The sequence below is a fragment of the Bacillus sp. bc15 genome (genome assembly GCF_900142585.1).
GTDB classification, from domain to species: domain Bacteria; phylum Bacillota; class Bacilli; order Bacillales; family Bacillaceae_G; genus Bacillus_A; species Bacillus_A cereus.
In genome coordinates, this window is sequence record NZ_FRBJ01000002.1 from 664,906 (window position 1) to 689,720 (window position 24,815).

Here is a 24,815-nt window from a genome sequence, read left to right on the forward strand (position 1 = left end):
ACTACTTTTAGTATAACAAAAAAGAAGCCTATCATGATAAGCTTCTTTTCTTCTCTCTTATTTGTTTATGCTTTTTTCAACAAGTGAAATTGTATACTCTAATGTACGATTCATCGTTTCTACCTGTGCATCTTTTACTTTTACATCTTTCACTACAGCTTCGGCCACTGTAATTTTTTGAATCAGTGCTTTCATTGAACCGTCCGTTACATTTGCATCTTGCGCTTTTTTCACTACTACTTTTGCAGATTCAATATTGATTTGTAATTTTTCTTTCGGTGTTTTCGGTTGTTCTACTACTTTAGATTGTACAAATGTTACATTAGCTGTTTTTAATTCGTTATATGTTTGAATAATTTGTTCCCCAGTACTTCCTACATTTTCAAATGCTTGCTTTGCAATGTTATAGCTTTTCTCTAGTTCTTGAAATGCTTCCTTTGAATATTGACCTGGCTTATCACCAAACTCATACGTACCAGCTAACACTTCTTTCACTTTTCCAAGCTCTTCATATAACGCGTTCACTTGCTCTAACTTTGTGCGGTTAGAAAACTCATTGTACGCCGCTAATACTTCTGAAGAACTTAACGCTTTACTATATAATTTCGCAAGCGCGATTTGTCCATTTAACGGAATACCACCATTTCCGTTACTATCAGGATCCGCTCCAAATGCAAATGGTACGTTTGGATGATACACTTTCCCAGTAGCTGGCTGACTATTTACTTTTTTACCATCTACGTAAATTGCCACTTCGCTTCCGTTATACGTTCCTGTTAAGTGATATGTTTTGTTTGCTTCTAATTGAACGCCAACACGTTTATAGCTACCACCAATGTGAGCCCATAATTCAACATATCCACTCCCTGTAGACTCAAATCCAATTCCGCCGCCTTCTGTATTTTGCAAAATACCTTGTCCGCGAATTTCATTCATTGAAAATACAGTTTCTAACGTAAACGTATTTGCTATTTTCTCTTTTTGTGCTGCTGAAAATGGAAGGTATCCAAATGTATTTGCTTTTCCGTTTAACTTCATAACATTCTTCTTCAATGTTTTATCATATTCAATAGTCACATTACCCTTCATATCACCTTTTGTACCAAATGGTGAATTGTCTTTAAATGTACCATCTGCAAAGTTTACATCGAAAACATCAGCTTTTGGTACTTTCACATTCGGGTCAATATTATCTTTTTTCGTAGTAATTTCCGCAGTTAACGGCTGCGCGGTTTCATTGCCAAATGAATCAATCGCAACTACTTCAAGTGTATATGTTTTCCCGCCATCTAACCCTGCAAGCGTAAACGTAAGATCTTTCGGCACTGGATCACGATAAAACTCTGAGAATGCTAACAATTTATTTTTTATTTCACCCGTTTGCTTATCTCTAGCTTGTACACGGTAAGAGTGAACAAGGAGGTTGTCCAATGCTTGCGGGAATGTTACTGTTGCCGCATTTTCTGTTACATTTGATACAGCAAGCTTTGCATCCTTAGCAAAGTAAGGCTTTTCTTTATCACGATCTTCTACATGTGTAAATGTTTCTTTCTTTGCTGGTAATTTAATTTTCCAAGGCTCGCCTGTCCAAGAATTCGTATGGAAATCACGACGATTAATCGTTACTTCTTTATCATCTACTTCTACTAATAAACCTTGGCTTAACGTACTAGCTCCTGGCGGGATATTCCCTTGTACTTTACCACCTTCAACTTCCATATAACTTACTGAAGATGTACCAACTGATGTAAAGTCTTTTTGATGTATCGATCTCGGATCATCTAATGGATAATGTGAATGACCTGAAAACGTAATAACTTGTGGGTATTCTTTTAATACCGCATTAATTTTTGCGCTATCTTGTGTTCCCCATTCATGACTACCGTATACTGTCTCTTTAATGTGTTGATGTAAAAATACAAAAATCGGTTTTTCTGGATCATCTTTTTGCGCTTTTGCCATTTCTTCTTTTAACCAATTAATTTGCTTGTCCGAATAATAGCCATGAGTTGTTCCATTCTCTGGAGACATAACAAGGAAGTGATAACCTTTTACCACTTTATGATAATAAATTGATTCCATACCTGTTTTTTCTAAGAAACGCTTCTGCGCACCTTCTACAGATAAACCGTTCCAATAATCATGGTTACCAAGAGAATTCATTCGCACAGCATCTTTATTTGCATTTTCATTGTACACTTGCATGAAACGATCATATTGCTGCACCGATCCTGTATCCGTGAAATCACCTACAATAACAAATGCATCTTGCTTCGGTGCTAATGTATTAAACTGTTCGATCGCTCTTTTCCAGCGAAACGTATCATCTGTTCCACTATTTTTAATATGCACATCACTTACAACTGGAAAAACTATCTTCTTCTCACTTGATGCCTTTTCTTGCTTTTTCTCTTCCGCCTTGACTGATGTACTCCACGGAAATGATACGAACGCTAATACAAAAACCATTAATAATCCAATAAGGCCTTTTACTTTTCTTAAAGCATTTCTGTCCACGTGAATCCTCCTCATAATAATTGATTCATTACAAGGGCTATTTTATCTAATACATGTTAATGTCGTTTAAATAACAAATGAATTTTATTAGATTTTTGTAAATATACAGTTAATTAGAAATTAAGTCCAACATTCCTCGTACTATTGTATACAACCACCTTTTGTCTAAAAGAGTCTGATCATTCTTTTCCTATGACTATTCACATATAATCTTTTCTATAACGCTAATGATAAGTTAAGGTTTAAGCCTATTAGACAATCTTAATTTTTAATATTTCCTTCTTTTTTTAACACATCGGCCATGCTTTTACATTTAATAGTAGTAAAAAACAACTTAAAAGGAGGGGTTGTATTGAAGAATAAAAAAAATATCGGCTGTTTCGCTCCTTTATCTATTATTTGTCCAGACCCTTGTCCACCGCCCCCTCCTCCAAATCCAAATTGCGAGCGAGTAACAAATGAATTTGCAGGGAATTTCCTCATAACTAATAACACCATCCCCTCTGCCAAAGATGCATCACAATCAATGATACTATGGCAAAGTGATGGGATACTACTTATATCAGGTACTGTCTCGGTTTACAATAGTACTAGCAGCACCGAAGCAATTACAATTCAAATCGTTGGAACAGTAACCAATATTTTCACTGTGTTTCCTGGTAATACAATATCGTACACAGGAAAAAACCTACAGTCGGTCAATATTATCAATATAACAAGTAATCCTTCACTATATTTAGAAGGCAAGTACTGTTGCGAATTTACATGTTGCTTATAGAATACCAATTTCATTACTTTCTCAATAAAAAAAGCATACCATTTACGGTATGCTTTTTTTATGAAATCGGATAACGTACAGTAATACAAAACTCTCCTTGATTAACAGTTGTTCCTGTCGTAGTAATTCGAACAGTCGTAAAATATCGTACAGTGAAAGTACCACTACTTTGCGGCTGTACAGTAATTGTATCAATTACTGTAGCACCAACTAAAAAATCAACTGTAATCGGGTTCGCACCTACATCATATTTCACGTAACCTGAACCATATACTTCTTGCGTGATATTATTTGTATATACAATTTGAGTACCAGCACCTGTAATAGACCAGTCTGTACATACTTGGTCTTGCACAAGTGTTTTATTAGAACAACAAGACAAACTGGAACTTCTCATTCCCATTTCGATCCTCTCCTATTCTGCTATGAAAGTGGATAACGTGTTGTAATACAAAATTCTCCCTGATACGTTCCAGCAGGTGTTGCAGGTAACACAACTTGTATACTATCAAAGCGACGATACGTAAAAGCAATACTCGTTCCTGGGTTTAATGTTTGTGTATCAATTGTACCCCCAGCAGAATCAAGCGCTTCTACAGTAATTGGGCCTGGTCCAACATCATATTTAACAAAACCAGTACCAACTACGTTTTGGTTAATATTATTTGTATAGAGAACATTATCAATTGCTGTTGCAACTACAGTAGCAGACCACGGACTACACACTTTATCTTGCACATAATTTTTATCTGGACAACAAGTTAATGCTGACCCTGAGCACTCACAAGACATAGTTGTTTCCCCTCTCTCTTTTATATTCCCTATATGTGTATGTCCCTCAGAGTCTTTTGCCTGTACTATTCATCTATTTTCAAAAAATATTCAAATGACTAGATAGATTCCGTTTTGTTTCTTTTCTTCATATATTTATAGACAAAGATACTAGCAACGATAAGAATAACGCCCCCTAATATCGGTAGCATATATTGCCCAACAACATCTGCTGCTTTTTCCCAATGCGGACCTAATTTCATTCCAAAATAAACATACAAAGTCGTTAACGGGAACATTGCTACAAATGTATATATGCTGAATTTCCATATGTTCATTTTCGCCATACCGCATGGAACAGAAATAAGCGTTCTAACTCCCGGTACAAAGCGTCCAACAAATGCTACAACTGGTCCATATTTCTCAAAGAAATCATCTGCTTTTTGAATTTGTTCTTCTTTAATAAAGAAGTATTTTCCGTATTTTATTAATAGCGGACGACCACCGTAATAACCGAGTGCGTATAACGTTAACGGTCCTGTCGTTCCGCCAAGCGTTCCGGCTAGTACAGCAAGCCAAAAATTCATATCACCCTCGTATACCCAATACCCAACCATGGGCAAAACTACTTCTGCCGGAATAAATTCAAACGTTAATGCTAACACAACTCCAAAATAAGAAAACTGCTTTAAAAACTCGATTATATCTAAAATAATTTGCTCCATATTTTTAACTCCTATCCTACATTTACGTTATGCTTTTCTTGTAATTGAACTGGCGCCATTTTTACAATTCGGTTCAAAATAAATAACACAATTCCAATATCATCTAAAATACCGATAAACGGCAGGAAGTCTGGAATTAAATCGAGCGGCATCGCAACATAACCAACTAAAAACGCAATAGATAAAATTTTCTTCTTTATTGAAACCTCTTTTGAAGTGAAAAAGTCAAATAGGAATGGAACAAATCGGCGAATATGAAATACAACTCTTAATCTACTAATAAGTTTTTTCATTTTTATATCTCCTCTCTTTGTATACGAAAAGGACCCTACCAAATATGGTAAGGGTCCTCAAAAAGACAGAAAGGGGCCTTTACCATTGCTGGTAAAGGTCTCACTAACAACGAAACGTTGCCAATAAAGCCGAGGGTTTCTCCCTGTAATGACGACTTTACTGTAATAAGTTACTCCCCTTTATACACAATTTTATACACTCACATTAAAATATTTCAGAGGGCTTGTCAATATATTTTATATCCCAATCCCTTTCGTAAAAAACAAAAAACGTATAGGAAATTTCTTACTATCTCATAATATACATAATCATTTTTGAACGAAAGGAGATGTTTCATTTGCATACTGTATGGAAAGGTGCACTTTCACTTGGACTATTAAATATAGGAATCAAACTATATAGTGCCGTAGAAGAAAACGACATAAAATTTTTAAGTCTTCATAAAGAATGCTTAACACCTATTAAATATAAAAAATTTGCTCCTGATTGTACGGATGAAGAAATTGATGATAAAGATATTGTAAAAGCCTATGAATACGCACCTCATAAATATATTATTATGGATGAAAAAGAATTAGCTGAATTACAACAAGCTCATGAACCACGATCCATTCGTATTATATCTTTTGTCCAAAATAACGAAATTGATTCTGTTCTCTATGATCGCTCTTATTTTATAGGACCTACCCTAGGACATGAAAAATCATATTTATTATTAAAAGAAGCTCTTGAACGTACGAATAAACTTGGTCTTATCCATATTTCCATTAGAAAAAAACAACATTTAGCTATTATCCGTAACTTTGAAGATGGGCTTATATTACAAACTATTCACTACCCTAATGAAATTCGCGATATAACAAATACACCTAACTTACCAAGTAATGAAAATTATCCAATTCAAAAACAAGAACTCACAGCAGCAATCAATTTAATCCACCATCTTACAAATCCTTTCGAACAAGAGTTATATACAGATGAATATAAAGAAGCTCTTACCGAATTAATCGAAAATAAAATTGAACAACAAGAAAAAACCGAAACCATCTCTCCTGCTCCAAACATCATCAATATTATGGAGACATTACAGGCAAGTATTGAACAAGCAAAAATAAAAAGAGACAATAAAACAGAAAAAGAGGCCAAATAAAATTGACCTCTTTTTTCTTTAAAGCGGATTACATTTTGGCATCTCAAGTCCAGAAGATTGTGCTAATTTTAATAAGTAATAACATTCTTCTCTTGCCATATGATCCGCCATTCTAGCAGATAATGCACTTAATATTTCATTCGATAACTCCATCTCTTCAACCTCATGGAGAAAATGCGAAAATAATTTTAACTCAAGTGAAACATCTTTTGTAAACTTCTTTAATGCAGGAAAATGATGAAGCTCTGTCCGTAAATAACCTGTCATCTCAACTGCCTTTAAGTAAAATTGTTCAAAGTGCTTCGTAAATTCTTCACTTTTCTCTTTCAATCTTTTTTCAACAAGATCTAATCCACCAGAAATAGAGCCTGCATGACCAGCCGCATCCGTTAACCAAACGAGATGGTAATGTAATTCATGAAAAACAGGCGGAACTTCTCCTTTCTTTAAAAATTCTAACACCGTTATATATTCTTCTACTTCGTTTACCATATGATTGATGAAAGTTGGTGTAAAATGAATAGTGATTTTTCCCTCGAGTTGTTTCTGTATAATACTTAATTTAAACGTTCGTATTTCCTTTGCGGCTCGTTCTGCCTCTTTTGAAAATGCAATGAGATTCACATTATGAACTTTATTTAAAAGATTCGTAAATGTTTCAAGAAAATATGTGGCCTTCTTTATATCTTCTTTTTCCTTCGGAGCTAATGCATCAAGTAAAAATTGCGAATGATCAGTAAGCACCCTTAGCCAAAATTGATGCTCAAACAACGCACTTTCTTCATAATTCCTCTCCACTAAATCGCCTCCGTTTATTCATCCTTCTCTATCACTTGAAGTTTATATCCATCTGGGTCTTGTACTACAATACTCTTCTCACTTTTGTTTTCTGTATATGCAATTTTATAAAACACTAACCTCTTCTTTAAATTCTCTATGTTAGAAATTGAAAACATTAGAACATCAACCGCATCCGTAACACTCTTCTCACGCCCACCCAAACTACGATTCATTACAAAACTAATTCTCGTTGAATCAGTATCATACCAAACCCCTGTTACATCTAATTGGGGTCTTTCTAAACTAGGCTTGATTCCTAAAATCCCTTCATAAAAATACAGAGTTTCCTTTAAGTTCTTTACTTCTAACACGATTAAATTCTTTACATTCTCCACATTCATTCCCCCTGTACTTATTACTTTTTTATATGTGTCATAAATGCTCATTATGTCTGAATACAATACGTAGTAATGAACATGTAAGGAGGTTTATTCATGAATAAATATATGAGATCATTCGTGCCCTATCATAGTCCTCTCGATCCTTGTCCTCCTATCGGAAAAAAATATTATTCTACTCCTCCTAATTTATTTTTAGGCTTTCAACCGCCAAACTTGCCTCAATTCACACCAAAAGAAGCACTACAAAAAGGGACTTTATGGCCTGTTTTTTATGACTATTATGAAAATCCTTATAAAAAAGGGCGGTGACTACTGACGTGAATCAATCGCTACCAGAAGAATACTATCAGCTTTTACTGGAGCTTCAAGAATTAGACTTTGTACTAGTTGAACTCACTCTTTATTTAGATACACATCCAGATGACACCGCCGCGATTAATCAATTTAATGACTTTTCCTATAAGCGGAGAGTATTAAAACAAAAGATGGAAGAAAAATACGGACCACTCCAACAGTTTGGAAACAGCTATTCTAATGCCCCTTGGGAATGGAGCAAAGGTCCTTGGCCATGGCAAATATAAAGGAGAGAAACTATGTGGATTTATGAAAAGAAATTACAATACCCAGTTAAAGTGGGAACTTGTAATCCCGCACTTGCAAAATTATTAATCGAGCAATACGGTGGTGCAGATGGAGAATTAGCTGCTGCACTACGTTACTTAAATCAACGTTATACAATTCCTGATAAAGTCATTGGCCTACTTACTGATATTGGTACAGAAGAATTTGCTCACCTTGAAATGATTGCTACGATGGTTTATAAGCTGACGAAAGATGCGACCCCTGAACAAATGAAAGCTGCTGGTCTTGACCCTCATTACGCTGATCATGACAGTGCTCTTCATTACCATAACGCTGCTGGTGTTCCATTTACTGCAACCTATATACAAGCTAAAGGTGATCCAATTGCCGATCTATACGAGGATATTGCAGCTGAAGAAAAAGCACGCGCAACATATCAATGGCTCATTAACTTATCAGATGATCCAGATATAAATGACAGCCTACGCTTCTTACGTGAACGAGAAATTGTCCATTCACAACGTTTCCGAGAAGCAGTTGAAATTTTAAAAGAAGAACGCGATAAAAAAATATTTTTTTAAAACACGTATCCTAGCGATATGTGTTTTTTTATGTTAAAAGTTAAATCCTTCCTATTAAACATATAAATAGTATATTTATTCGATTTAATGCATTATTTTTTAATATTTTCAAAATTCCCTATTGCTTTCTAGTCATCAGACCTTTAAAATAATAACAGTTACTCGACAAATTATTTGAATTTTCGACAAAAACACTCATTAGGAGGATTTTCTTTATATGCATACAACTTTAAAACCAGCGCAAATACTTTCGATTAGTTTATTACTATTCGCAGTTTTCTTCGGTGCTGGTAATATGATTTTCCCGCCCCTTCTTGGTCTTTCTTCCGGAGAAAATATGTGGGTTTCCATTACAGGGTTTATTATTACAGACGTCGGTTTATCTTTACTTGCTATCGTTGCTGTTGCCCTTGCTGGTGGTAGTTTTAACACTTTAGCGAGCCGTGTTCATCCAAAATTCGCAGCAGTATTCGCTATCATTATTTATCTTTCAATCGGCCCACTATTTGTTATTCCACGAACTGGATCTGTATCTTATGAAATCGGGATTGCACCACTTTTCCCAGATCAATGGTATTCTATGTTAGTTTTTAGTGCGATTTTCTTCACAGTCGTTTACTTCTTATCATTAAATCCATCCAAGCTAGTAGATCATATCGGTAAAATATTAACGCCAATTTTACTTGTAATTATTGCAATTATGGCAACAAAAGCGATTCTTTCACCAGGGACGTTTGCAGAACCTATCGGTGACTATAAAGACATCCCGTTTTTCAAAGGATTTCTTGAAGGATTTTTAACGTTAGATGCAATTGGGGCTCTCGTACTATCAACAATTGTTGTAAATGCAATTCGTCAAAATGGTATACAAGAGAAGAAATCTATCGCAAAATATACAATCATTTGCGGAAGTATCGCTGCTCTATTCTTAACAATTGTTTACTTCTTACTCGGTTATATTGGAGCTTCAAACGGAAACTTAGGACAATTCGAAAACGGTGGGCAGCTATTAGCTACTGTTATGTATCAATTCTTTGGGACAAGCGGTAATGTTTTATTAAGTATCGCCATTATCTTCGCTTGTTTAACAACAGCAATCGGCGTTGTAAGTGCGTTCGCCAACTATTTCGCAACAGTACTAACAAACGTTTCATATAAGAAGCTCGTACTATACGTTTGTATTTTTAGCTTCGTGATTTCAAACTTAGGATTAAGCTTATTAATTAAAATCACATTACCTGTATTAATCATTTTGTATCCAATTACAATCATTTTAATTTTCGTATCATTTATTGATAAATATACGAAACGTAAACCTTCTGTCTACATCGGAGCAATGCTCGCAGCATTCATTATTAGCTGTATTCATGCACTTGATAATGTGGAATTGATACCAAGTTTTATCGCTAATATCGTACACACAATTCCTTTTTATAACCTAGGAATTGGCTGGATCATTCCAGCAATAATCGGTGGTATAATCGGATACTTTATTCCGCAAGCAGAAGCGGAAGGCGAAGTCTCTACAAAATAAAGAAAAGAAGCAAGCATGAAATACATGCTTGCTTCTTTTCTTTATTTTCACATCGTATGCTTAAAAGTAAATAACTCTTCTTTCGACTGCACAACAGATTGTTCCTCTTCTACAACATCCTTCTTTAGCTCTCCTCCTAACCTTACTTTCATCATCGCCTCTTCGATACTTTTTACAATCATATTTCCTGAAAAAATAGTAAGTCCAAAAAATGTAATCGGAACGAGAGGGATCCACGGATTCACTGTTAATGACCTAAAGTATACTCCAATTAAACCTGACCATTCATGCGTATAAGATTCCACCTCTTTTATTTGTCCACCAAACATTACAGTCCCACCAAAGAACACTTCAAGTAATCCTAAGTGCAGTAAAATAGTAAGAGTCTGCGTAAACTGCTGAAGAAATACGAGTATAAACGGCATATAGAGATGCGGAAAAATATGTTTTATAACAATATGTCTTCTCGATCCACCTAATATGCGCGCGGCATCAACAAATTCTTCCGTTCGCAATTTACGAACTTCCTTCGCCACATACAGTGCAATAACTGGCATTACAAGCAGTACAAGTAATACCACTTGAAACGAAGCCCTTTCAAAAAAGGTTGTTGTCTCCTCTCCGCTTCCAAATGCATTTGCAGATTGAAGAAAAAAATACGCAATCATAACTGTCGGAATAACTGTAAAACTATCAAAGAAAGCCTCAATTTTTGAAAATCCTCTTTTTATATACGTTCCGAGTACGACACCGAAAAACACACCTATTACCATTCTAAGTGCCGCAATTAAAATAGATATACCAATCGTCCACTTCGCGCCCTCAATGACTAAATGTAACAGGTCATACCCTTTCCGGTCTGTCCCGAGTAAAAATTGTAATGAAGGTGGAAACGGTGGCACTTGTGGATTTTCATCCGCATCATATTGCAATGTAACTTGTCTAATATGTCCATCATTCCATAACGTATTTCCGATGCTCAAAAGAACTAATAGGAGAAGAAAACCAATGCTTATCCAAAATCTTTTATCACGTTTTATATACGTCCACATATTATAATCTCTCCTTCATCGCAGCCGGAATGAGATAATGAAACAATTTAAATAAAATAAAAATCGGAATATATATAAGCAGTACACTCACTATGAAAACCTCAACTCTAATACCGAAATACGATTTCAAAAACATAAAAATACCACCCGTATTAAAAATCCATTCTATAATATATAAATTAGATAACATAAAAAAGATATTCGTTTTCGCAAAGAATAATGTACTAAGCAACACATTTCGTAAAATATGACGATTTAAAATATGAAAGCGCCCCAGCCCTTTCGCCTTAGCAAATAGTACATAATCTTTTTCTAGTTCATTTTCAAAACGAAGCACGACCATTTTTACAAACATAATCGTAGTCGGGATGCTCAAACACAATATTGGCAACCCCCTAATCGACTCGCCTCCAATTGAAGCAATTTGAAAAGGTAAAAAACCTGTTTGTTTAAAAAACCATACAACTAAAATTTGTGATACTAAAATAAGAAGGATATCTGGAATGGATTCCAGGAAGATAAGAAATGATTTAATTCGATGTTGTATACGCGGTGAACTACTCATAATTACATAAACAATACAAAATGCTACAAATAATGAAATAAAAAAAGCAGCTAAAAAAATAATAATCGTTTCTTTATAATGGACGAACAACTGCGGAAATAAAAATTTACCTCTCACATATTGCAAATTGGAAATATCCATTAAGTTCACAAACACTTCTTTTAAACTCTGTATGTACTTTGATACATCCAGCTTAAATCCATAAAACAATTTCGGCAGAGCCCCTAACATAATAATCCCCAAAATCGAAATAAGAAATTGAATCGTCACTTCCATTCCATTCAAAAATACTTTTTTGACCATTTTCGCCCTTCTCTCTCTATAATTTACCCCTTAATTTTATTCTTAATTTTCTGAATTGTAAATATTTTAAGAGCGAAAAATCACTAGGCTATGATCCTAGTGATTCCTTATGCGCATGCCTTTCTCTTTTCGCAAACGGCATATACAAAACCAAACATCCAATAAGCGCAGCTATTTCCAATGAAATAATATAGTAAGGATGCGGCCCTAACATATCAAGTAATGAAGCTGTTTCTGGCTTATGAGCTAAAAACATATAATTACCACCTGTTTTGTAATTTACAAACGAAACAATTGGAATCAATATGTTTAAAAATATCATTGTGCGTTTAATAGATTGTACTGTCGGACGATATCCTTCCACCCAAGTCATAAAGAGTGGTGCCCAAATGAGCAATATATGCGCACTAAAATATTCAATGAAACGAAAATGCGGAAAAGCATACTGCAAGTTTGGCGTTAAAATAGCTTGTGATGCACCAATAATTCCCGTGAAAAATACAATCTCATATATGCGGTAACTTTTCGTTACGATCATAATCGACGCTAATAATAAACTAATCGTACATAATTCAAACGGTAATGAAGTAGCTAGCTCAAAAATCCCCGCTTTCCACTCCCACATATGAAGCCCAATTTCACTACCTATAAATAAAAATGCAATTGCATATCGAACCGTTATATTCCACTCACTTTGACGTAATACATCTTGGTATTGATACAGAAAAAATATCCCCACCAACATAATAAATAATATAATGGCATGTTGCCTTGAGTATGGAATAAACGATTTTAATGGATGCGCACTAAAATAAGCTTCCATCTTCCTTCCTCCTCTCCTTCATACAATATTATTGTAAGAAAGAAACGACGAGTCAATTCATTTGCTTACACTTGGACAAGCTCTACCTTACATTTACATATTCATACCTTACAAAACTGTAAGGTTATTGTAAGCTAAAACGATTTGTCAGATTCTTCACCTCTTCTATACTTAATGTAGATACTAAAACGAACGAAAAGGTGATAAATAGATGAAGAAGAAAAATAAAGTGTTAATTACTAGTGTAGTAGCAATCGGAATTGCAGCTGGATCATACTTTGCATTTGCTGGGGGCGGTTCAGATGTAGCGATGGCATATAGCGGATATAAAGTAACTGAAAAACAAATCCAAAACGCGCAAAAATTTGGTGGCGAAGTTATTCCAAACGGAATTGAAACTATTTCATTCGATCCAACAAAAGGAACATATGAATTAGCTGTGAAAAAAGGCGATGAAGTGAAAAAGGGTCAGCTTCTATTTAAATACAATGATCCGACTGCGAAACAAGGTGTAACAGAAGCAGAAATGCAAAAGAAAATCGCACAAAAAGAAGTAACGTTGCTCCAAAAACAAATTGATGCAGCGAAACAAAAATTACAAAAAGATAAAAATGCAGGCCTTCCTGCTGAAGCATTAAAAGCATCAGAAGCCGAAGTTGGGCAATTAGAATCACAAATTGAAATGAAAAAGTTTGAAGTTGAAAAAGCTGATGAAATGATTAAAGTAGCAAAAGAGAAAGCAAACAATCTTTCTGTAACAAGTCCTGCTGATGGCGTAATTGATGATATCGTAAAAACTGCTGACGAAAAAACAGGTATGAGCGGAATTACTCTTCGTCACGCTGGTCAATTTAAAGTAAAAGGTCAACTTTCTGAATATGAGCTTGCTAGTATGAAAGTTGGGCAAGAAGTAACTGTTTCCTCAAAAACTGTCGCTGGTAAGACTTGGACAGGAAAAGTAACAGAAATCGGTTCTACACCTTTAAAGAGCATGGATGAAAATAAAACTGTTTCTAATTACCAATTCACTGTCACATTAGATAATAGTGACGAACTACAAAACGGCTTCCACGTTTACGTAACAAGTAAATCTGGCGAAGCAACTGGTACAATTATTCCGAAAAGCAGTATCGTGAAAAAAGGTGACAAAAATGTTGTCTTCGTTGTAAAAGACGGTAAAGCGAAAGAACAAGCAGTTACTGTTGAATTCGAGACTGATAGCGAAGCAAAAGTTTCTGGAGTGAAAAAAGGAGAGGAAATTATCTCTAAGCCTGAAAAAGACTTAAAAGATGGTATGGAGGTTGTCGCCCAGTGATTAACTTAAAAGGCATCACGAAATCCTTCCAAAATGGTGCAGAGTCCGTTCAAATATTACACGGGATTGATGTAACACTGAACCAAGGAGAATTCACTTCGATTATGGGACCTTCTGGTTCTGGTAAATCAACATTAATGAACATTATCGGTTGCTTAGATAAACCGACGACAGGTACGTACGAACTAGCTGGTCAAAACATTTCAAACATGTCTGAAACAGAACTTGCACACGTACGTAATAAAGAAATCGGATTCGTATTCCAAAACTTCATGTTATTACCTAGACTTACAGCACTTCAAAATGTAGAGCTACCTCTTATTTACGCTGGAGTCGATAAAAAAGAAAGACGTGAGCGCTCGTTAGCTGCTTTAACAAAAGTAGGCTTAGCTGATCGCGCTACTCACTTACCGAACGAATTGTCCGGTGGGCAAAAGCAGCGTGTCGCTGTTGCACGTGCAATCGTAAATAACCCAAAATTCATTTTAGCCGATGAACCGACGGGAGCACTTGATACGAAAACAAGCACACAAATTATGGACCTCTTTTACGAATTAAATAAACAAGGCTCAACAATTATTATGATTACCCATGATCGTGAAATCGGGGAAGCTGCAGCACGTCAAATTGTAATTCGTGACGGAAATATCGTCCAAGATTGGAGGGGTTAATTTTGAATACGAGTGAAAATATACGCATGGCCCTTTCCTCTATCTTTGCTCATAAGATGCGTTCTATCTTAACAATGTTAGGTATTATTATCGGTATTAGTGCCATTATTACTATCATCTCAATGGGTGATGGTACAAACGCAAAGTTTAAAAAAGAATTAGGCCAAGGAAAAGATAATGAAGTAACGATTTACTACAACAACCCTGATTACGGAACAGATAGTGCCAAAATCACACCTGATATGCTAAACCGTCTGCAAACTGTACCAGGCGTTAAAGATGTATATCCAGACGTAAGTATGAAAGTAAAAGCAGCTGCTGGTTCAAAAGATGTAAATCTTGATTTAAAAGGTGGAACAGGCGCCTTTATGAAAGATTCGAAAATAAAATTAGTTCACGGTCGTGAATTAAATGACAGTGAACTAAACCAAGCAATCCCTGCTGTTATATTAAATGAAGAAGCTTTCAACAAATTATTTAGTGGTTGGGAATCAAACCAATACACAGATATAAAAGGAAAGCCTTATAAAATAGTCGGTGTATACGAAACGAAAAACGACTTCGGAATGCCTATGCCTGAAGGTTATACGTCACTTGAAAACGCGCCTGTCATTTCAGGAGTAAATGAGTATGACTCTGTAAGATTAACAATGACCTCTCCGACAGAACGTAAAAGTGTAGAAAAACAAGCTGTTTCTGTCTTAAACGAAATGAAAGCTCCTAAATTTGAGCACAAATTCGAAGCACAAGATTTAGGTGAATTTACGAAACAACTAGACGAATCAATCGGTATGATGAAAATGGTATTCGGTGGTATTGCTGCTATCTCCTTACTTGTTGGTGGTATCGGTGTAATGAACATTATGCTTGTATCTGTAACAGAACGTACGCGCGAGATTGGTATTCGTAAAGCACTTGGTGCAACACGTGGTAAAGTATTAACACAATTCTTAATCGAATCTTGTATTTTAACAGGACTTGGTGGTTTCATCGGATTCATGCTCGGTATTTTCTTCGCTTGGATCGTCTCAATCTTTGCTGGATGGCCACTCGTTGTCTCAAAAGAACTTGGACTTCTTGCAGTAGGTATTTCAATGCTAATCGGTATTGCATTCGGACTATTACCAGCTAACAAAGCTGCAAAACTTGATCCAATTGAATGTTTACGATATGAATAAACAAAAACGTAGGAGTTTACACTCCTACGTTTTTTATTTACCTATTAAATCGAGTTTCTTCTATTATATATGTTTCACGTTACAACTATCATTCTAATACTCTTCATTATTTATAGGTACTAAGGCTATTATCTAATCCTATTATTGCAAAAATACTATGTAACAGACGAAAATCAAGGCGTAATTTTTTCCATGCTTCGACTGATTTTGTAACAATTATATCGATATTTCATTAAATTTCACCTCATTTATATCTTTTCCCATCTAAAAAGGTTATTATCCCATAACTATTTTTTCATTTAAACAGTAAAATAAGCTGTTTTCGTAACACTATAGATATCCTCAAGAAACATTACTGTAACATTATTAATGTTACAGTAATTGAAATACTACTCATTTTGTGTTTTACATGCCCTAATACGCCAAAAAACAACAAGGAAGCGCTATCAGGATATTTATGGAATTGTTACAGAATATTAATGACCCGTTACGAAAGCTTTGTAATTATATGTTTTTCGCAAATAAGAAAATAATGGTTGCTATAATGAGGTCAACGAAAACAAATGCAATGGAGGCTATTATGAAAAAATTTATGGGTATAGCAACAGCAGCGGTTTTTGGTCTTGGGATTTTCACAACATCTGCTAAAGCAGAAACGATCGTAACGACTGACGTACTAAACGTACGAGAAAACCCAACTACTGAATCAAAAGTTGTAGGAAAATTATTAGATGGATATAAAGTAAATGTTTTACATACAGAAAATGGTTGGTCAAAAGTTCAATTGAATAGCGGTAAAGAAGCTTTCATAAACGCTGACTATACAAAAGACACTTACTACGTAACAGCAAACGTATTAAACGTACGTGCTGGTGCAAACACAGACTCAGAGATTCTTGGTAAGTTGAAAAAAGATGATATAATCGAAACAACACACCAAGTACAAAATGATTGGATTCAATTTGAATATAACGGAAAAACAGCTTATGTTCATGTTCCTTACTTAACAGGTAAAGCACCAGTTAAAGTTCAACCAGTAGTTAAAGCTGAAAAAACAACTACAGTTCAAGATACAGCTAAAGTTCGTGAAGCTGTTAAAGCTCAGGAAGTAGCTGAAACTCAAGCAAAAGCTAAAGCTCAAGAAGCAACTAAAGCTCGTGAAGCGGCAGAAGCTCAAGCAGAAGTTAAAGCTCAGGAAGCAGCTAAAGCTCGTGAAGCAGCTAAGGCTCAAGAAGCAGCTAAAGCTCAGGCAGATGCTGAAGCTCAAGCAGAAGCTAAAGCTCAAGAGGCGGCTAAAGCTCGTGAAGCAGCTAAAGCTCAAGCAGATGCTGAAGCTCAAGCAGCGGCTAAGGCTCAAGAAGCAGCTAAAGCTCGTGAAGCGGCTAAAGCTCAAGCAGATGCTGAAGCTCAAGCGGCTAAGGCTCAAGAAGCAGCTGAAGCTCGTGAAGCGGCTAAAGCTAAAGAAGCAGCTAAAGCTCAAAAACCAGCTACACAACAACCTGCTGCAAAAGAAACTGAAACAAGTGCACCATCATCTTCTCGTGAGTTACGTGTTGTAGCAACAGCTTATACAGCAGATCCACTTGAAAATGGTTATAAAGCAGGCGACCAAGTAAAATCAGCTTTAGGCCACAACTTAACAGCTAATCCAAACATGAAACTAATTGCAGTTGATCCAAGTGTCATTCCATTAGGTTCAAAAGTATGGGTTGAAGGTTACGGAGTAGCAATCGCTGGTGATACTGGTGGAGCTATTAAAGGTAATAAAATCGACGTTTTAATGCCAGATAAAGGCACATCAAGTAGCTGGGGACGTAAAACAGTTACAGTTAAAGTATTAAACTAGTTATAAAAAAGAGTCAGTCTCATCGTTGAGGCTGGCTCTTTTTTTACTCTATTAAACTACTGAAAAATGACATAGTAAATGAAATTATATCAACGATTTTTCAAATATATCTATCGTAACCTACAATATATCAACGATTTTTCGAATATATCTATCGTAACTTATAATATATCAACGATTCGACAAGAGATATCGATTTACCGACAAATTTTGACGTTAAAAGTACTTTAATATTAAAAAGGCGGTCCAAAATTTGGAACGCCCCCTATCTTCCCTATTCCACACAAGTAAACTGCGTCCAAGCTCCTACATAATTTAGTAAGAATAGCTCCTCTTCCGCAATTGTACCGACGATATTTTTCCGTTCATCTATCGGCATTTCTTTTAGAATGATTTGCAGTTCACCTTTATACTTTCCGAATGAGTTATTACCAATTACAACTTGCCCTCTTTCCTGTAGCACACTTTCGCGCATTGGGAAGTCATAGTCTTTATATTTTTTACGCACTTCTGTAGAACGTACCATATACTCTGTTATGTCACCGCGTCTTACGTGTAATTCTTGCAGCGTAGCTCTCTTCTCTACTTCTGTTGCTTCGTCTACAAAGTGCACTTTTAGCTGCAACATGTAACGATTTAAGTTTCCTAGTTTCTCTAATTCTTCTTCACTCGCATAAGCATTTCCGATAATGACATCATCAATTAGCCCTGTCGCCCATAAATGCTTCGCTTGTACTTCAATTGGTAAATTCCGATGTTGTTCTAACGTACATAATCCGTCGTTAATATCCCATGGACCGATGTTTGCGGCATGTGATGTAATAAATGCTGCACTGCGAATACCATGCTTTTTAAAGCGTTCACTACAGCGAATGAAATAATCGTACGGAAGACCAGTGAATTTTTGCGGATAAAAATTATGGCAACCAATTAAAGCTGATTTATTCGCTTGATGCGAAAGAATATTTTCTAAGTACGCAATATCGTTACTTACATTTAACTCAATTTTTAAACCGTACGGATTATTCGTCATTTTCGCTTCCGTTAATCCGTCAAAGCCTACATCTAATCGAATACCATCTGCACCTAACTCTGCGAAAAATGATAGATCACTATAGCTAATACCAAGCTGATCAAACACAGCTGGAGCTACATCTAGAATAACTTCCATATTGTTATCTTTTGCGTGATTAATAATCTCTTTAAATTCAGCTACAATTTCTTCTTTCGGACGATTCACAGATAACAAACAAGTAAATATTCTTGAAAAACCGTGTCGTGCCGCTGCGGAAATATAAGCCATATCTTTTTCTTTCGTTGAATGTTCTGGATAAAGTGAAATTCCTAATTTACGCTCCATGCTTTTGCATCTCCTTCACACGTTGTATTAATGCCATGCTCGTAAATCTATATTTTGCAGATAAACACGTTGCACATAAAATTGTCGGTACAATAATTACGTACGGTGAGTGTAGACCTAACATTACATATGCACCCATTGAACAACCGATAAATAAAACTGATACTAGTAGTAACACTAATAAAGATTTACTTTGTACCCATTTCGAATAATGGGCAATACACTGTCCGACCACGAATGTAATTAAGATGATAATTGCTCCGAGCATTCTGTTTTCTCCTCTCCTGCTAATTGTTGTTTCTCATACATTTTGAAGAATGGATAGTAAATAACGAATGAGATTACAAAGTTAACAAGTACAAGTACACCAGCCATAATTGTCCAGTCCGTACTAATTACCGCTGCAATTGGTGCTAACATCGTAAATGGCAATTTCGCCATCATGAGTGGAATCATACCTGAAACAACTGCGAAATATGATACTGTCGTTGTCACTAACGGTGTAATAACGAACGGAATAATTAAGATTGGGTTCATTACAATTGGTGCCCCGAAAATAATTGGCTCGTTAATATTGAATAAACCTGGTACGAATGATAATCTACCTAACTCTTTTAGGAACTTAGATTTAGAGAACATAAACATAATTACTAAAGCTAACGTTGAGCCAGATCCGCCAATCCATACGAACCATTGAATGAACTGCTCTGTAAATAAGTTTGGTAACTGATGTGCATTTCCTGTAGCCGTGAACACTTCCATATTTTCAAGAATTGCGGAATCCCACATCGGACGAATGATTGGTCCTAAAATTGCCGGTCCATGTATACCAAATGACCAGAAGAACACGATTAAGAATACTGTTAATAAACCACCGAATAAGTTATTTCCTACTAGTACTGATTTTAATGGTGCGATTAAGTATGTAATTGTTGTATTTACATCGAATTTCAAACCGTAGCGAATGCCCCAGAATAAAAGAATAACTACTAATGTTGGAATTAATGCTGCAAACGAATTTGAAACTGCTGGTGGTACACTGTCTGGTAATTTTATTGAAATATTATGCTTAATCATAAAATGATAAATTTCTACTGCAATTAATGCTGTAACAATTGCGCCGAATAAAGACGTTGCACTTAATGTTCCTACTGAAATATATCGACCTGCATCAATAACACCTGGTACAGCTTTCGTAATTTGAATTGGTTCAACTGATGCTAGTAAAAAGGCGAGTACAGATAGTAGCCCTGCACTTAATTGATTGAGCTGATAAAAGTTCGCGAGCGAAGCCCCTACACCAAACGCTGCGTATAAGGCCATTAGTCCTACTGTAAATCGGAATGGAATATCTAAAATATGGCGGAACGGTGCAATCCATTCCATATATGCATCAATTGGTAAATTTAAAAAGATAACGAAAAATGACCCGACGATCGTTAACGGTAATGTAGAAATAACCCCATTTCGAATTGCCAATAAATGTCGTTGTCCTGCAATCTTTTGCGTTGTTGGCATAATCTTTTGTTCCATAAAACTCATAAACCCATTCATCAATAGCCCTCCTCTTTCTCTCTACTATAAAAGAATGAAATAAACTTTATAACATTATAATGTTTATATTTAAAAAGATATAATTATGTTAAAACTAATTGTTCTGCTTGCTTAAGCACCTTCAAACCATCACACATGCCATAATCTCGTTGGTCTATAATTGCAACTGGTATGTTGTATGAGTTTGCAAGAAACTCTACAGCTGGAAATAAATATTTCACTTGTGGACCGATTAAAACGACATCGGCTTCTTTTATTTCAAGTTTCACAAGTTCTGAATCAACCGCCTTAATTTTATAATTCTTCCCCTGTTTCTTTGCCTCTTCTTGCATTTTTCTTACGACCATACTCGTTGACATGCCTGCTGCACAACATAATAAAATATACATCTTATACTGTCACTTTCTCTTCTACTCGTTTATGAAGAGTAATAAATTCTTCAGCTAGTTCTTTCACTGTAATTGCATTCATTAAATGGTCTTGTGCGTGCACTAACAGTAAACTGATTTCTGCATGATTTCCTCTTGCCTCTTCTTGAATTAAATCCGTTTGAATACGATGCGCTGCTGAAATTTCCTCACTAGCAAGTTTCATCTTTTCACCCGCATTCTCAAAATCTCCTTGTCTTGCAAAAGCGATTGCTTCAAGCGCTGCACTTCTCGCATTGCCACCATGTAAAATTAACGCAAATGGAGTTTGCATATCAGCCATTTTAAATTCCCCCAAGCTATATGTTTTCTATATTTTTATCTTATTATGAAAACGCATACAATTAAACATAAAAAACTTCCGTTATGTAACGGAAGTTTTTATATACTTTTTCAAAATGATAATAAAATCTCTTGAAAATCTTCAATTACCTCGGTCTGAGTAAGTTTCTCTATCGTAGTTTGACTAGACATAATATCATATAAAAAATCATAAAGCCTTTGCAAATCTTCATTATTATTGCGCTTTACACTAAATAAAATAATTACTTGTACTTTTTTATCTCCCCAATCAACAGCCTTTTCAAGTGTGCAAAACATCAAAAAAGTTTCCTCACTTAATAACTGCATCGGATGCGGGATTGCAACTGAATTCCCAACCGCTGTCGGAGACGTATTTTCTCTTTCCATAACAGAAGCATAAAAGTTTTCTTGTACATAATGTTTCTCAGCAGCTTTCTCACATAAAAACTGAATAACATCCTCTTTCGTAGAAGCACTATGATTTAAAAAGATTAAATCTTCCTTAATATATTGCCGCACACTATTATTTACATGCGTAAACAACCGCTGACCAATCGATTTAATCTCTTTATCATCAAATATTGAATTCACTTTTATAACTGGAACAGGCAAGCCACTCGGTATATGAATCGTACTAATAATACAATCTATTTTTTCTTTATAAAGATCTTCTACTTTCAATTGATAATAGCCTGTAATACCTACAATCTCTAATTTATCTCGGAACTGTGATAAAATTTTATATTTTAATAGCTGTGCACTTCCTTGACCAGTCGCACAAACTAATAAGCATCTTTTCTTTTGATTTTGCTCCTGCAAACGGCTCATCGCTCCGCCGAAGTGAATTGCAATATAGCCAATTTCACTTTCAGGGATCGATTCACCCGTATATTCACCAATGATATCTCCAACAAGAACCGCAATTTCAAAAGCATACGGATAATTCTTTTTCACTTCTGCCAAAAGAGGATTTCTCGTATTTAACTTATACTTCAAACGATTTAATAACGTTTTTAAATGAATACCAAATCCAAATAATAATTCTTCGTCATAATAAAAAATAAGATTCCGTTCTTCCGCTACTTTAAAAAGAATATGTTGCATAAATGCATATATATCTTTCCCTAATAGCTCTTCTACATTTTCATAGCGATCTCTCGTTGTAACAGCAGTACTTAATAAATGCATCGTCACATATAATACTTCTTCTTCTGGAAATGAAAATTTTAACTCTTTCTCTAAATCTCCTAAAATCTGCTTCGCAATTGTATATTCTTTCTTTATTATAAGTTCTGATTGCTCCGCATGCAGTCCTTTCATATAATGTTGACTTTGACAACGCTTTAATGCGATTGCAATATGAATGACTAAATTATCAATTTCTATATCAGATAAATATATTGTTCCGCCTTCAATATACTTTAATATAATTGAACGAATGAGTGATATATGAGGTAGCGATAAATACGTCTCCGTCTGCTCAAATTGCTCATGAAACGGAGTATGGTCATAACGCGGTAAACCATATTGTGATAAACAAGAACGAATATTAAATTCCTTTCCAACAATACGTATACCATAATACGGTCTCTTCTCAATTTGTAATTTATAGCGACTACATATATCTGTAACATCTTTCATAATTAAATTGACCGTTGATTTGCTCACATAAATCTCTTCCGCTAATTCTGAAAGCTTCACATATCCCTCTGTCGTTAAAACACGCTGCAGAATGTACGCTATTCTTTCTTCATAAGAAGTTGGAATCTTTTCCGTCTGTTTTTGAAATAGACTCACACAAAATTCTTCAAATTTCTTCATTTGTATAATTTCTAATTCGTACCCAGTCCCTCTTTGCGATTCGATTTTCGCTCCGTTTTCTTCCAATATATCATTTAATAATTTTATATCCTTTTGAATCGTCTTCGTCGATACATGTAAACGGCCCGCTAAAAAAGCTCGATTTAACATCGATTTCTCTTCTAAAAACTCCTCTAAAATAGAAATTAATCGCTGATGCACCTTTGTCATAGCTCTTCCTCTCGCTCTTTATATATAAATGGGGAAAAGCTGCTGAAATCAGTAGTTTTTCCCCTTTATATTCTCTCTATTTCTTTAATGTGAACCCGAATTTATCCCATGCTTGTAAATAATCTAATAAGAAAATTTCTTCTTCTATAATTCGACCAACTACATTTGTTTTTCCTGTATTCACCATATCTTTTAATGCAATTTGTAATTCGCCTTTATACTGGCCATATTGTTCATTATCAATTAATAAATCTCCACGCTTAATTTCACGCGTATTATGAGGTTTAAACTCTTCTTTTTTATATTTCACACGACTTTGTGTAGAACGAATCATATATTCAGATACATCTCCGCGATAAAAATGTGGTTCGTCTAATACGATAATTCTTTCTAGTTCTGTCGTTGTATCATATAGTTCTATATCAAATGTTTGTTTCTCTTTATTTAATGCACCTAGTGCTTGTAATTCTTCTTCTGACGCATATGCGTTTGCAATAATAACATCATCAATTAATTCCGTCGCGAATAAATGCTTCGCCTGTGTTGTCATCGGTAATTCACGATGCTGCTCTAATGTACATAACCCTTCTGTTACTGGCCAAGGTCCGTATGTTGCATCAAATGATGAAATAAAAGCAGCCGTTCTCATACCGTAATCTTTAAATTGTTTCGAGCATTTAATGAAATGATCGTATGATAACCCTGAATAACGATGCGGATAAAAATTATGACAACCAATTAAATTTTCACGATTTGGTCTATGACTCATAATGTTATCTACATACTTCGTACCATTACTCATATTAATCTCAATTTTCAAACCATACGGATTATAAGTCATAATTGATTCTTCTAATCCTGAGAAACCAACATCTAAACGAATACCGTACGCACCTAATTCATGGAAGAATGATAAATCATTATACGAAATACCTAATTGTTCAAAAACAGATGGACTAATATCAACTAATACTTGGAACCCTAATGCATTCGCATGAGAGATCGTTTCTTTAAATTCTTCTATAATTTTCTCTTTTTCTCCATCCACAGATAATAAACATGTGAACACACGTGTAAATCCATATTTACTTGCTAATGTTAAATACTCCTTATCTTTCTCTACTGTTGAATGTTCTGGATAAATAGAAATACCTAATCGTCTCATATGTACACGCCTCTTTCTTCATCATATTGTAAACCTTTTCAAATATATGTAGTGAAAAAGTATATATCCCCTTCTTGTTCACTACCCTTTTGAATCCGCTTTCTTTAA

General features: G+C 35.2%; 28 protein-coding genes. 10 read left to right on the forward strand and 18 right to left on the reverse strand.

Going from position 1 to position 24,815, the window contains the following annotated elements:
- Positions 1-57: 57 nt before the first annotated feature.
- Together BUA87_RS13275 and BUA87_RS31835 are read right to left on the reverse strand one after the other, a co-directional pair.
- A complete protein-coding gene (locus BUA87_RS13275; protein ID WP_065228345.1) occupies positions 58-2,517 on the reverse strand; it encodes a LamG-like jellyroll fold domain-containing protein in 2,460 nt (819 codons plus the stop codon).
- Between the two features lie 261 nt (positions 2,518-2,778).
- On the reverse strand, positions 2,779-3,027 hold the full coding sequence (locus BUA87_RS31835) for a hypothetical protein (RefSeq protein ID WP_033657453.1): 249 nt from the start codon (positions 3,025-3,027) through the stop codon (positions 2,779-2,781).
- Here BUA87_RS31835 and BUA87_RS13280 point away from each other — a divergent pair.
- On the forward strand, positions 2,915-3,295 hold the full coding sequence (locus BUA87_RS13280) for an S-Ena type endospore appendage (protein WP_240522936.1): 381 nt from the start codon (positions 2,915-2,917) through the stop codon (positions 3,293-3,295). The genes BUA87_RS31835 and BUA87_RS13280 overlap by 113 nt on opposite strands.
- A gap of 58 nt (positions 3,296-3,353) precedes the next feature.
- On the opposite strand, the gene BUA87_RS13285 is transcribed toward BUA87_RS13280, so the two are convergent.
- The 4 genes from BUA87_RS13285 to BUA87_RS13300 form a co-directional block, all read right to left on the reverse strand.
- On the reverse strand, positions 3,354-3,698 hold the full coding sequence (locus tag BUA87_RS13285) for a DUF3992 domain-containing protein (RefSeq protein ID WP_000525814.1): 345 nt from the start codon (positions 3,696-3,698) through the stop codon (positions 3,354-3,356).
- Positions 3,699-3,718: 20 nt separating this feature from the next.
- The gene (locus BUA87_RS13290) at positions 3,719-4,087 is read right to left on the reverse strand and encodes a DUF3992 domain-containing protein (RefSeq protein WP_001277540.1); all 369 of its coding nucleotides are present in this window, start codon (positions 4,085-4,087) and stop codon (positions 3,719-3,721) included.
- A gap of 98 nt (positions 4,088-4,185) precedes the next feature.
- On the reverse strand, positions 4,186-4,791 hold the full coding sequence (locus BUA87_RS13295; protein ID WP_000435017.1) for a DedA family protein: 606 nt from the start codon (positions 4,789-4,791) through the stop codon (positions 4,186-4,188).
- A gap of 11 nt (positions 4,792-4,802) precedes the next feature.
- Complete coding sequence (locus BUA87_RS13300) at positions 4,803-5,084, reverse strand: YkvA family protein (protein ID WP_000733837.1); 282 nt, start codon at positions 5,082-5,084, stop codon at positions 4,803-4,805.
- Positions 5,085-5,422: 338 nt separating this feature from the next.
- On the opposite strand from BUA87_RS13300, the gene BUA87_RS13305 reads away from it, so the two are divergent.
- Positions 5,423-6,235, forward strand: a complete 813-nt coding sequence (locus BUA87_RS13305) for a non-homologous end joining protein Ku (protein ID WP_065228343.1) — start codon at positions 5,423-5,425, stop codon at positions 6,233-6,235.
- Between the two features lie 18 nt (positions 6,236-6,253).
- On the opposite strand, the gene BUA87_RS13310 is transcribed toward BUA87_RS13305, so the two are convergent.
- Both BUA87_RS13310 and BUA87_RS13315 read right to left on the reverse strand, forming a co-directional pair.
- Positions 6,254-7,033, reverse strand: coding sequence for a DUF2935 domain-containing protein (locus BUA87_RS13310; protein ID WP_000440991.1), 780 nt, complete (start codon positions 7,031-7,033; stop codon positions 6,254-6,256).
- A gap of 14 nt (positions 7,034-7,047) precedes the next feature.
- On the reverse strand, positions 7,048-7,461 hold the full coding sequence (locus BUA87_RS13315) for a VOC family protein (protein ID WP_072939912.1): 414 nt from the start codon (positions 7,459-7,461) through the stop codon (positions 7,048-7,050).
- A 48-nt stretch (positions 7,462-7,509) separates the two neighbouring features.
- Here BUA87_RS13315 and BUA87_RS13320 point away from each other — a divergent pair, with 48 nt between their 5' ends.
- The 4 genes from BUA87_RS13320 (at position 7,510) to brnQ (ending at position 10,113) form a co-directional block, all read left to right on the forward strand.
- Positions 7,510-7,725, forward strand: a complete 216-nt coding sequence (locus BUA87_RS13320; protein ID WP_001046257.1) for a spore coat associated protein CotJA — start codon at positions 7,510-7,512, stop codon at positions 7,723-7,725.
- A gap of 8 nt (positions 7,726-7,733) precedes the next feature.
- Complete coding sequence (locus BUA87_RS13325; protein WP_001076510.1) at positions 7,734-7,997, forward strand: spore coat protein CotJB; 264 nt, start codon at positions 7,734-7,736, stop codon at positions 7,995-7,997.
- A gap of 12 nt (positions 7,998-8,009) precedes the next feature.
- Entirely contained in the window at positions 8,010-8,579 is a 570-nt protein-coding gene (gene cotJC / locus BUA87_RS13330) for a spore coat protein CotJC (RefSeq protein WP_000265273.1), read from the forward strand.
- A 217-nt stretch (positions 8,580-8,796) separates the two neighbouring features.
- The gene (gene brnQ / locus BUA87_RS13335) at positions 8,797-10,113 is read left to right on the forward strand and encodes a branched-chain amino acid transport system II carrier protein BrnQ2 (RefSeq protein ID WP_000557554.1); all 1,317 of its coding nucleotides are present in this window, start codon (positions 8,797-8,799) and stop codon (positions 10,111-10,113) included.
- 47 nt (positions 10,114-10,160) lie between these two features.
- On the opposite strand, the gene BUA87_RS13340 is transcribed toward brnQ, so the two are convergent.
- The 3 genes from BUA87_RS13340 to BUA87_RS13350 form a co-directional block, all read right to left on the reverse strand.
- Entirely contained in the window at positions 10,161-11,165 is a 1,005-nt protein-coding gene (locus BUA87_RS13340) for an ABC transporter permease (protein ID WP_000269952.1), read from the reverse strand.
- Between the two features lies 1 nt (position 11,166).
- A complete protein-coding gene (locus tag BUA87_RS13345; RefSeq protein ID WP_000239699.1) occupies positions 11,167-12,033 on the reverse strand; it encodes an ABC transporter permease subunit in 867 nt (288 codons plus the stop codon).
- Positions 12,034-12,121: 88 nt separating this feature from the next.
- On the reverse strand, positions 12,122-12,856 hold the full coding sequence (locus tag BUA87_RS13350) for a YwaF family protein (protein WP_072939915.1): 735 nt from the start codon (positions 12,854-12,856) through the stop codon (positions 12,122-12,124).
- Positions 12,857-13,067: 211 nt separating this feature from the next.
- Between BUA87_RS13350 and BUA87_RS13355 the strand changes: the two genes are divergently transcribed.
- From BUA87_RS13355 to entC, 4 genes are all read left to right on the forward strand, one after another.
- Positions 13,068-14,171 (forward strand): efflux RND transporter periplasmic adaptor subunit, encoded by a 1,104-nt coding sequence (locus BUA87_RS13355; protein WP_000728805.1) that lies wholly within the window; start codon positions 13,068-13,070, stop codon positions 14,169-14,171.
- Complete coding sequence (locus BUA87_RS13360; RefSeq protein WP_000609100.1) at positions 14,168-14,842, forward strand: ABC transporter ATP-binding protein; 675 nt, start codon at positions 14,168-14,170, stop codon at positions 14,840-14,842. Before BUA87_RS13355 ends, BUA87_RS13360 begins: the two co-directional genes overlap by 4 nt.
- Before the next feature lie 2 nt (positions 14,843-14,844).
- On the forward strand, positions 14,845-16,020 hold the full coding sequence (locus BUA87_RS13365) for an ABC transporter permease (protein ID WP_001097712.1): 1,176 nt from the start codon (positions 14,845-14,847) through the stop codon (positions 16,018-16,020).
- Positions 16,021-16,477: 457 nt separating this feature from the next.
- Positions 16,478-17,866: a cell wall-binding protein EntC gene (entC, locus tag BUA87_RS13370; protein WP_025118402.1), complete on the forward strand. Its 1,389-nt coding sequence runs from the start codon at positions 16,478-16,480 to the stop codon at positions 17,864-17,866.
- A gap of 274 nt (positions 17,867-18,140) precedes the next feature.
- On the opposite strand, the gene BUA87_RS13375 is transcribed toward entC, so the two are convergent.
- The 7 genes from BUA87_RS13375 to BUA87_RS13405 all read right to left on the reverse strand — a co-directional run bounded on the left by BUA87_RS13375 (position 18,141) and on the right by BUA87_RS13405 (position 24,707).
- On the reverse strand, positions 18,141-19,226 hold the full coding sequence (locus tag BUA87_RS13375; protein ID WP_072939918.1) for a DUF871 domain-containing protein: 1,086 nt from the start codon (positions 19,224-19,226) through the stop codon (positions 18,141-18,143).
- Complete coding sequence (locus BUA87_RS13380) at positions 19,216-19,494, reverse strand: hypothetical protein (protein ID WP_000900046.1); 279 nt, start codon at positions 19,492-19,494, stop codon at positions 19,216-19,218. The genes BUA87_RS13375 and BUA87_RS13380 overlap by 11 nt, the downstream gene beginning before the upstream one ends.
- Positions 19,470-20,780, reverse strand: coding sequence for a PTS sugar transporter subunit IIC (locus BUA87_RS13385; protein WP_001013060.1), 1,311 nt, complete (start codon positions 20,778-20,780; stop codon positions 19,470-19,472). The genes BUA87_RS13380 and BUA87_RS13385 overlap by 25 nt, the downstream gene beginning before the upstream one ends.
- An 83-nt stretch (positions 20,781-20,863) precedes the next feature.
- Positions 20,864-21,169: a PTS sugar transporter subunit IIB gene (locus tag BUA87_RS13390; protein WP_000275643.1), complete on the reverse strand. Its 306-nt coding sequence runs from the start codon at positions 21,167-21,169 to the stop codon at positions 20,864-20,866.
- Between the two features lies 1 nt (position 21,170).
- Entirely contained in the window at positions 21,171-21,491 is a 321-nt protein-coding gene (locus tag BUA87_RS13395) for a PTS lactose/cellobiose transporter subunit IIA (RefSeq protein WP_000774623.1), read from the reverse strand.
- A 110-nt stretch (positions 21,492-21,601) separates the two neighbouring features.
- A complete protein-coding gene (locus tag BUA87_RS13400) occupies positions 21,602-23,542 on the reverse strand; it encodes a BglG family transcription antiterminator (protein ID WP_072939921.1) in 1,941 nt (646 codons plus the stop codon).
- Positions 23,543-23,618: 76 nt separating this feature from the next.
- On the reverse strand, positions 23,619-24,707 hold the full coding sequence (locus BUA87_RS13405) for a DUF871 domain-containing protein (protein WP_001253350.1): 1,089 nt from the start codon (positions 24,705-24,707) through the stop codon (positions 23,619-23,621).
- Between the last annotated feature and the right edge of the window lie 108 nt (positions 24,708-24,815).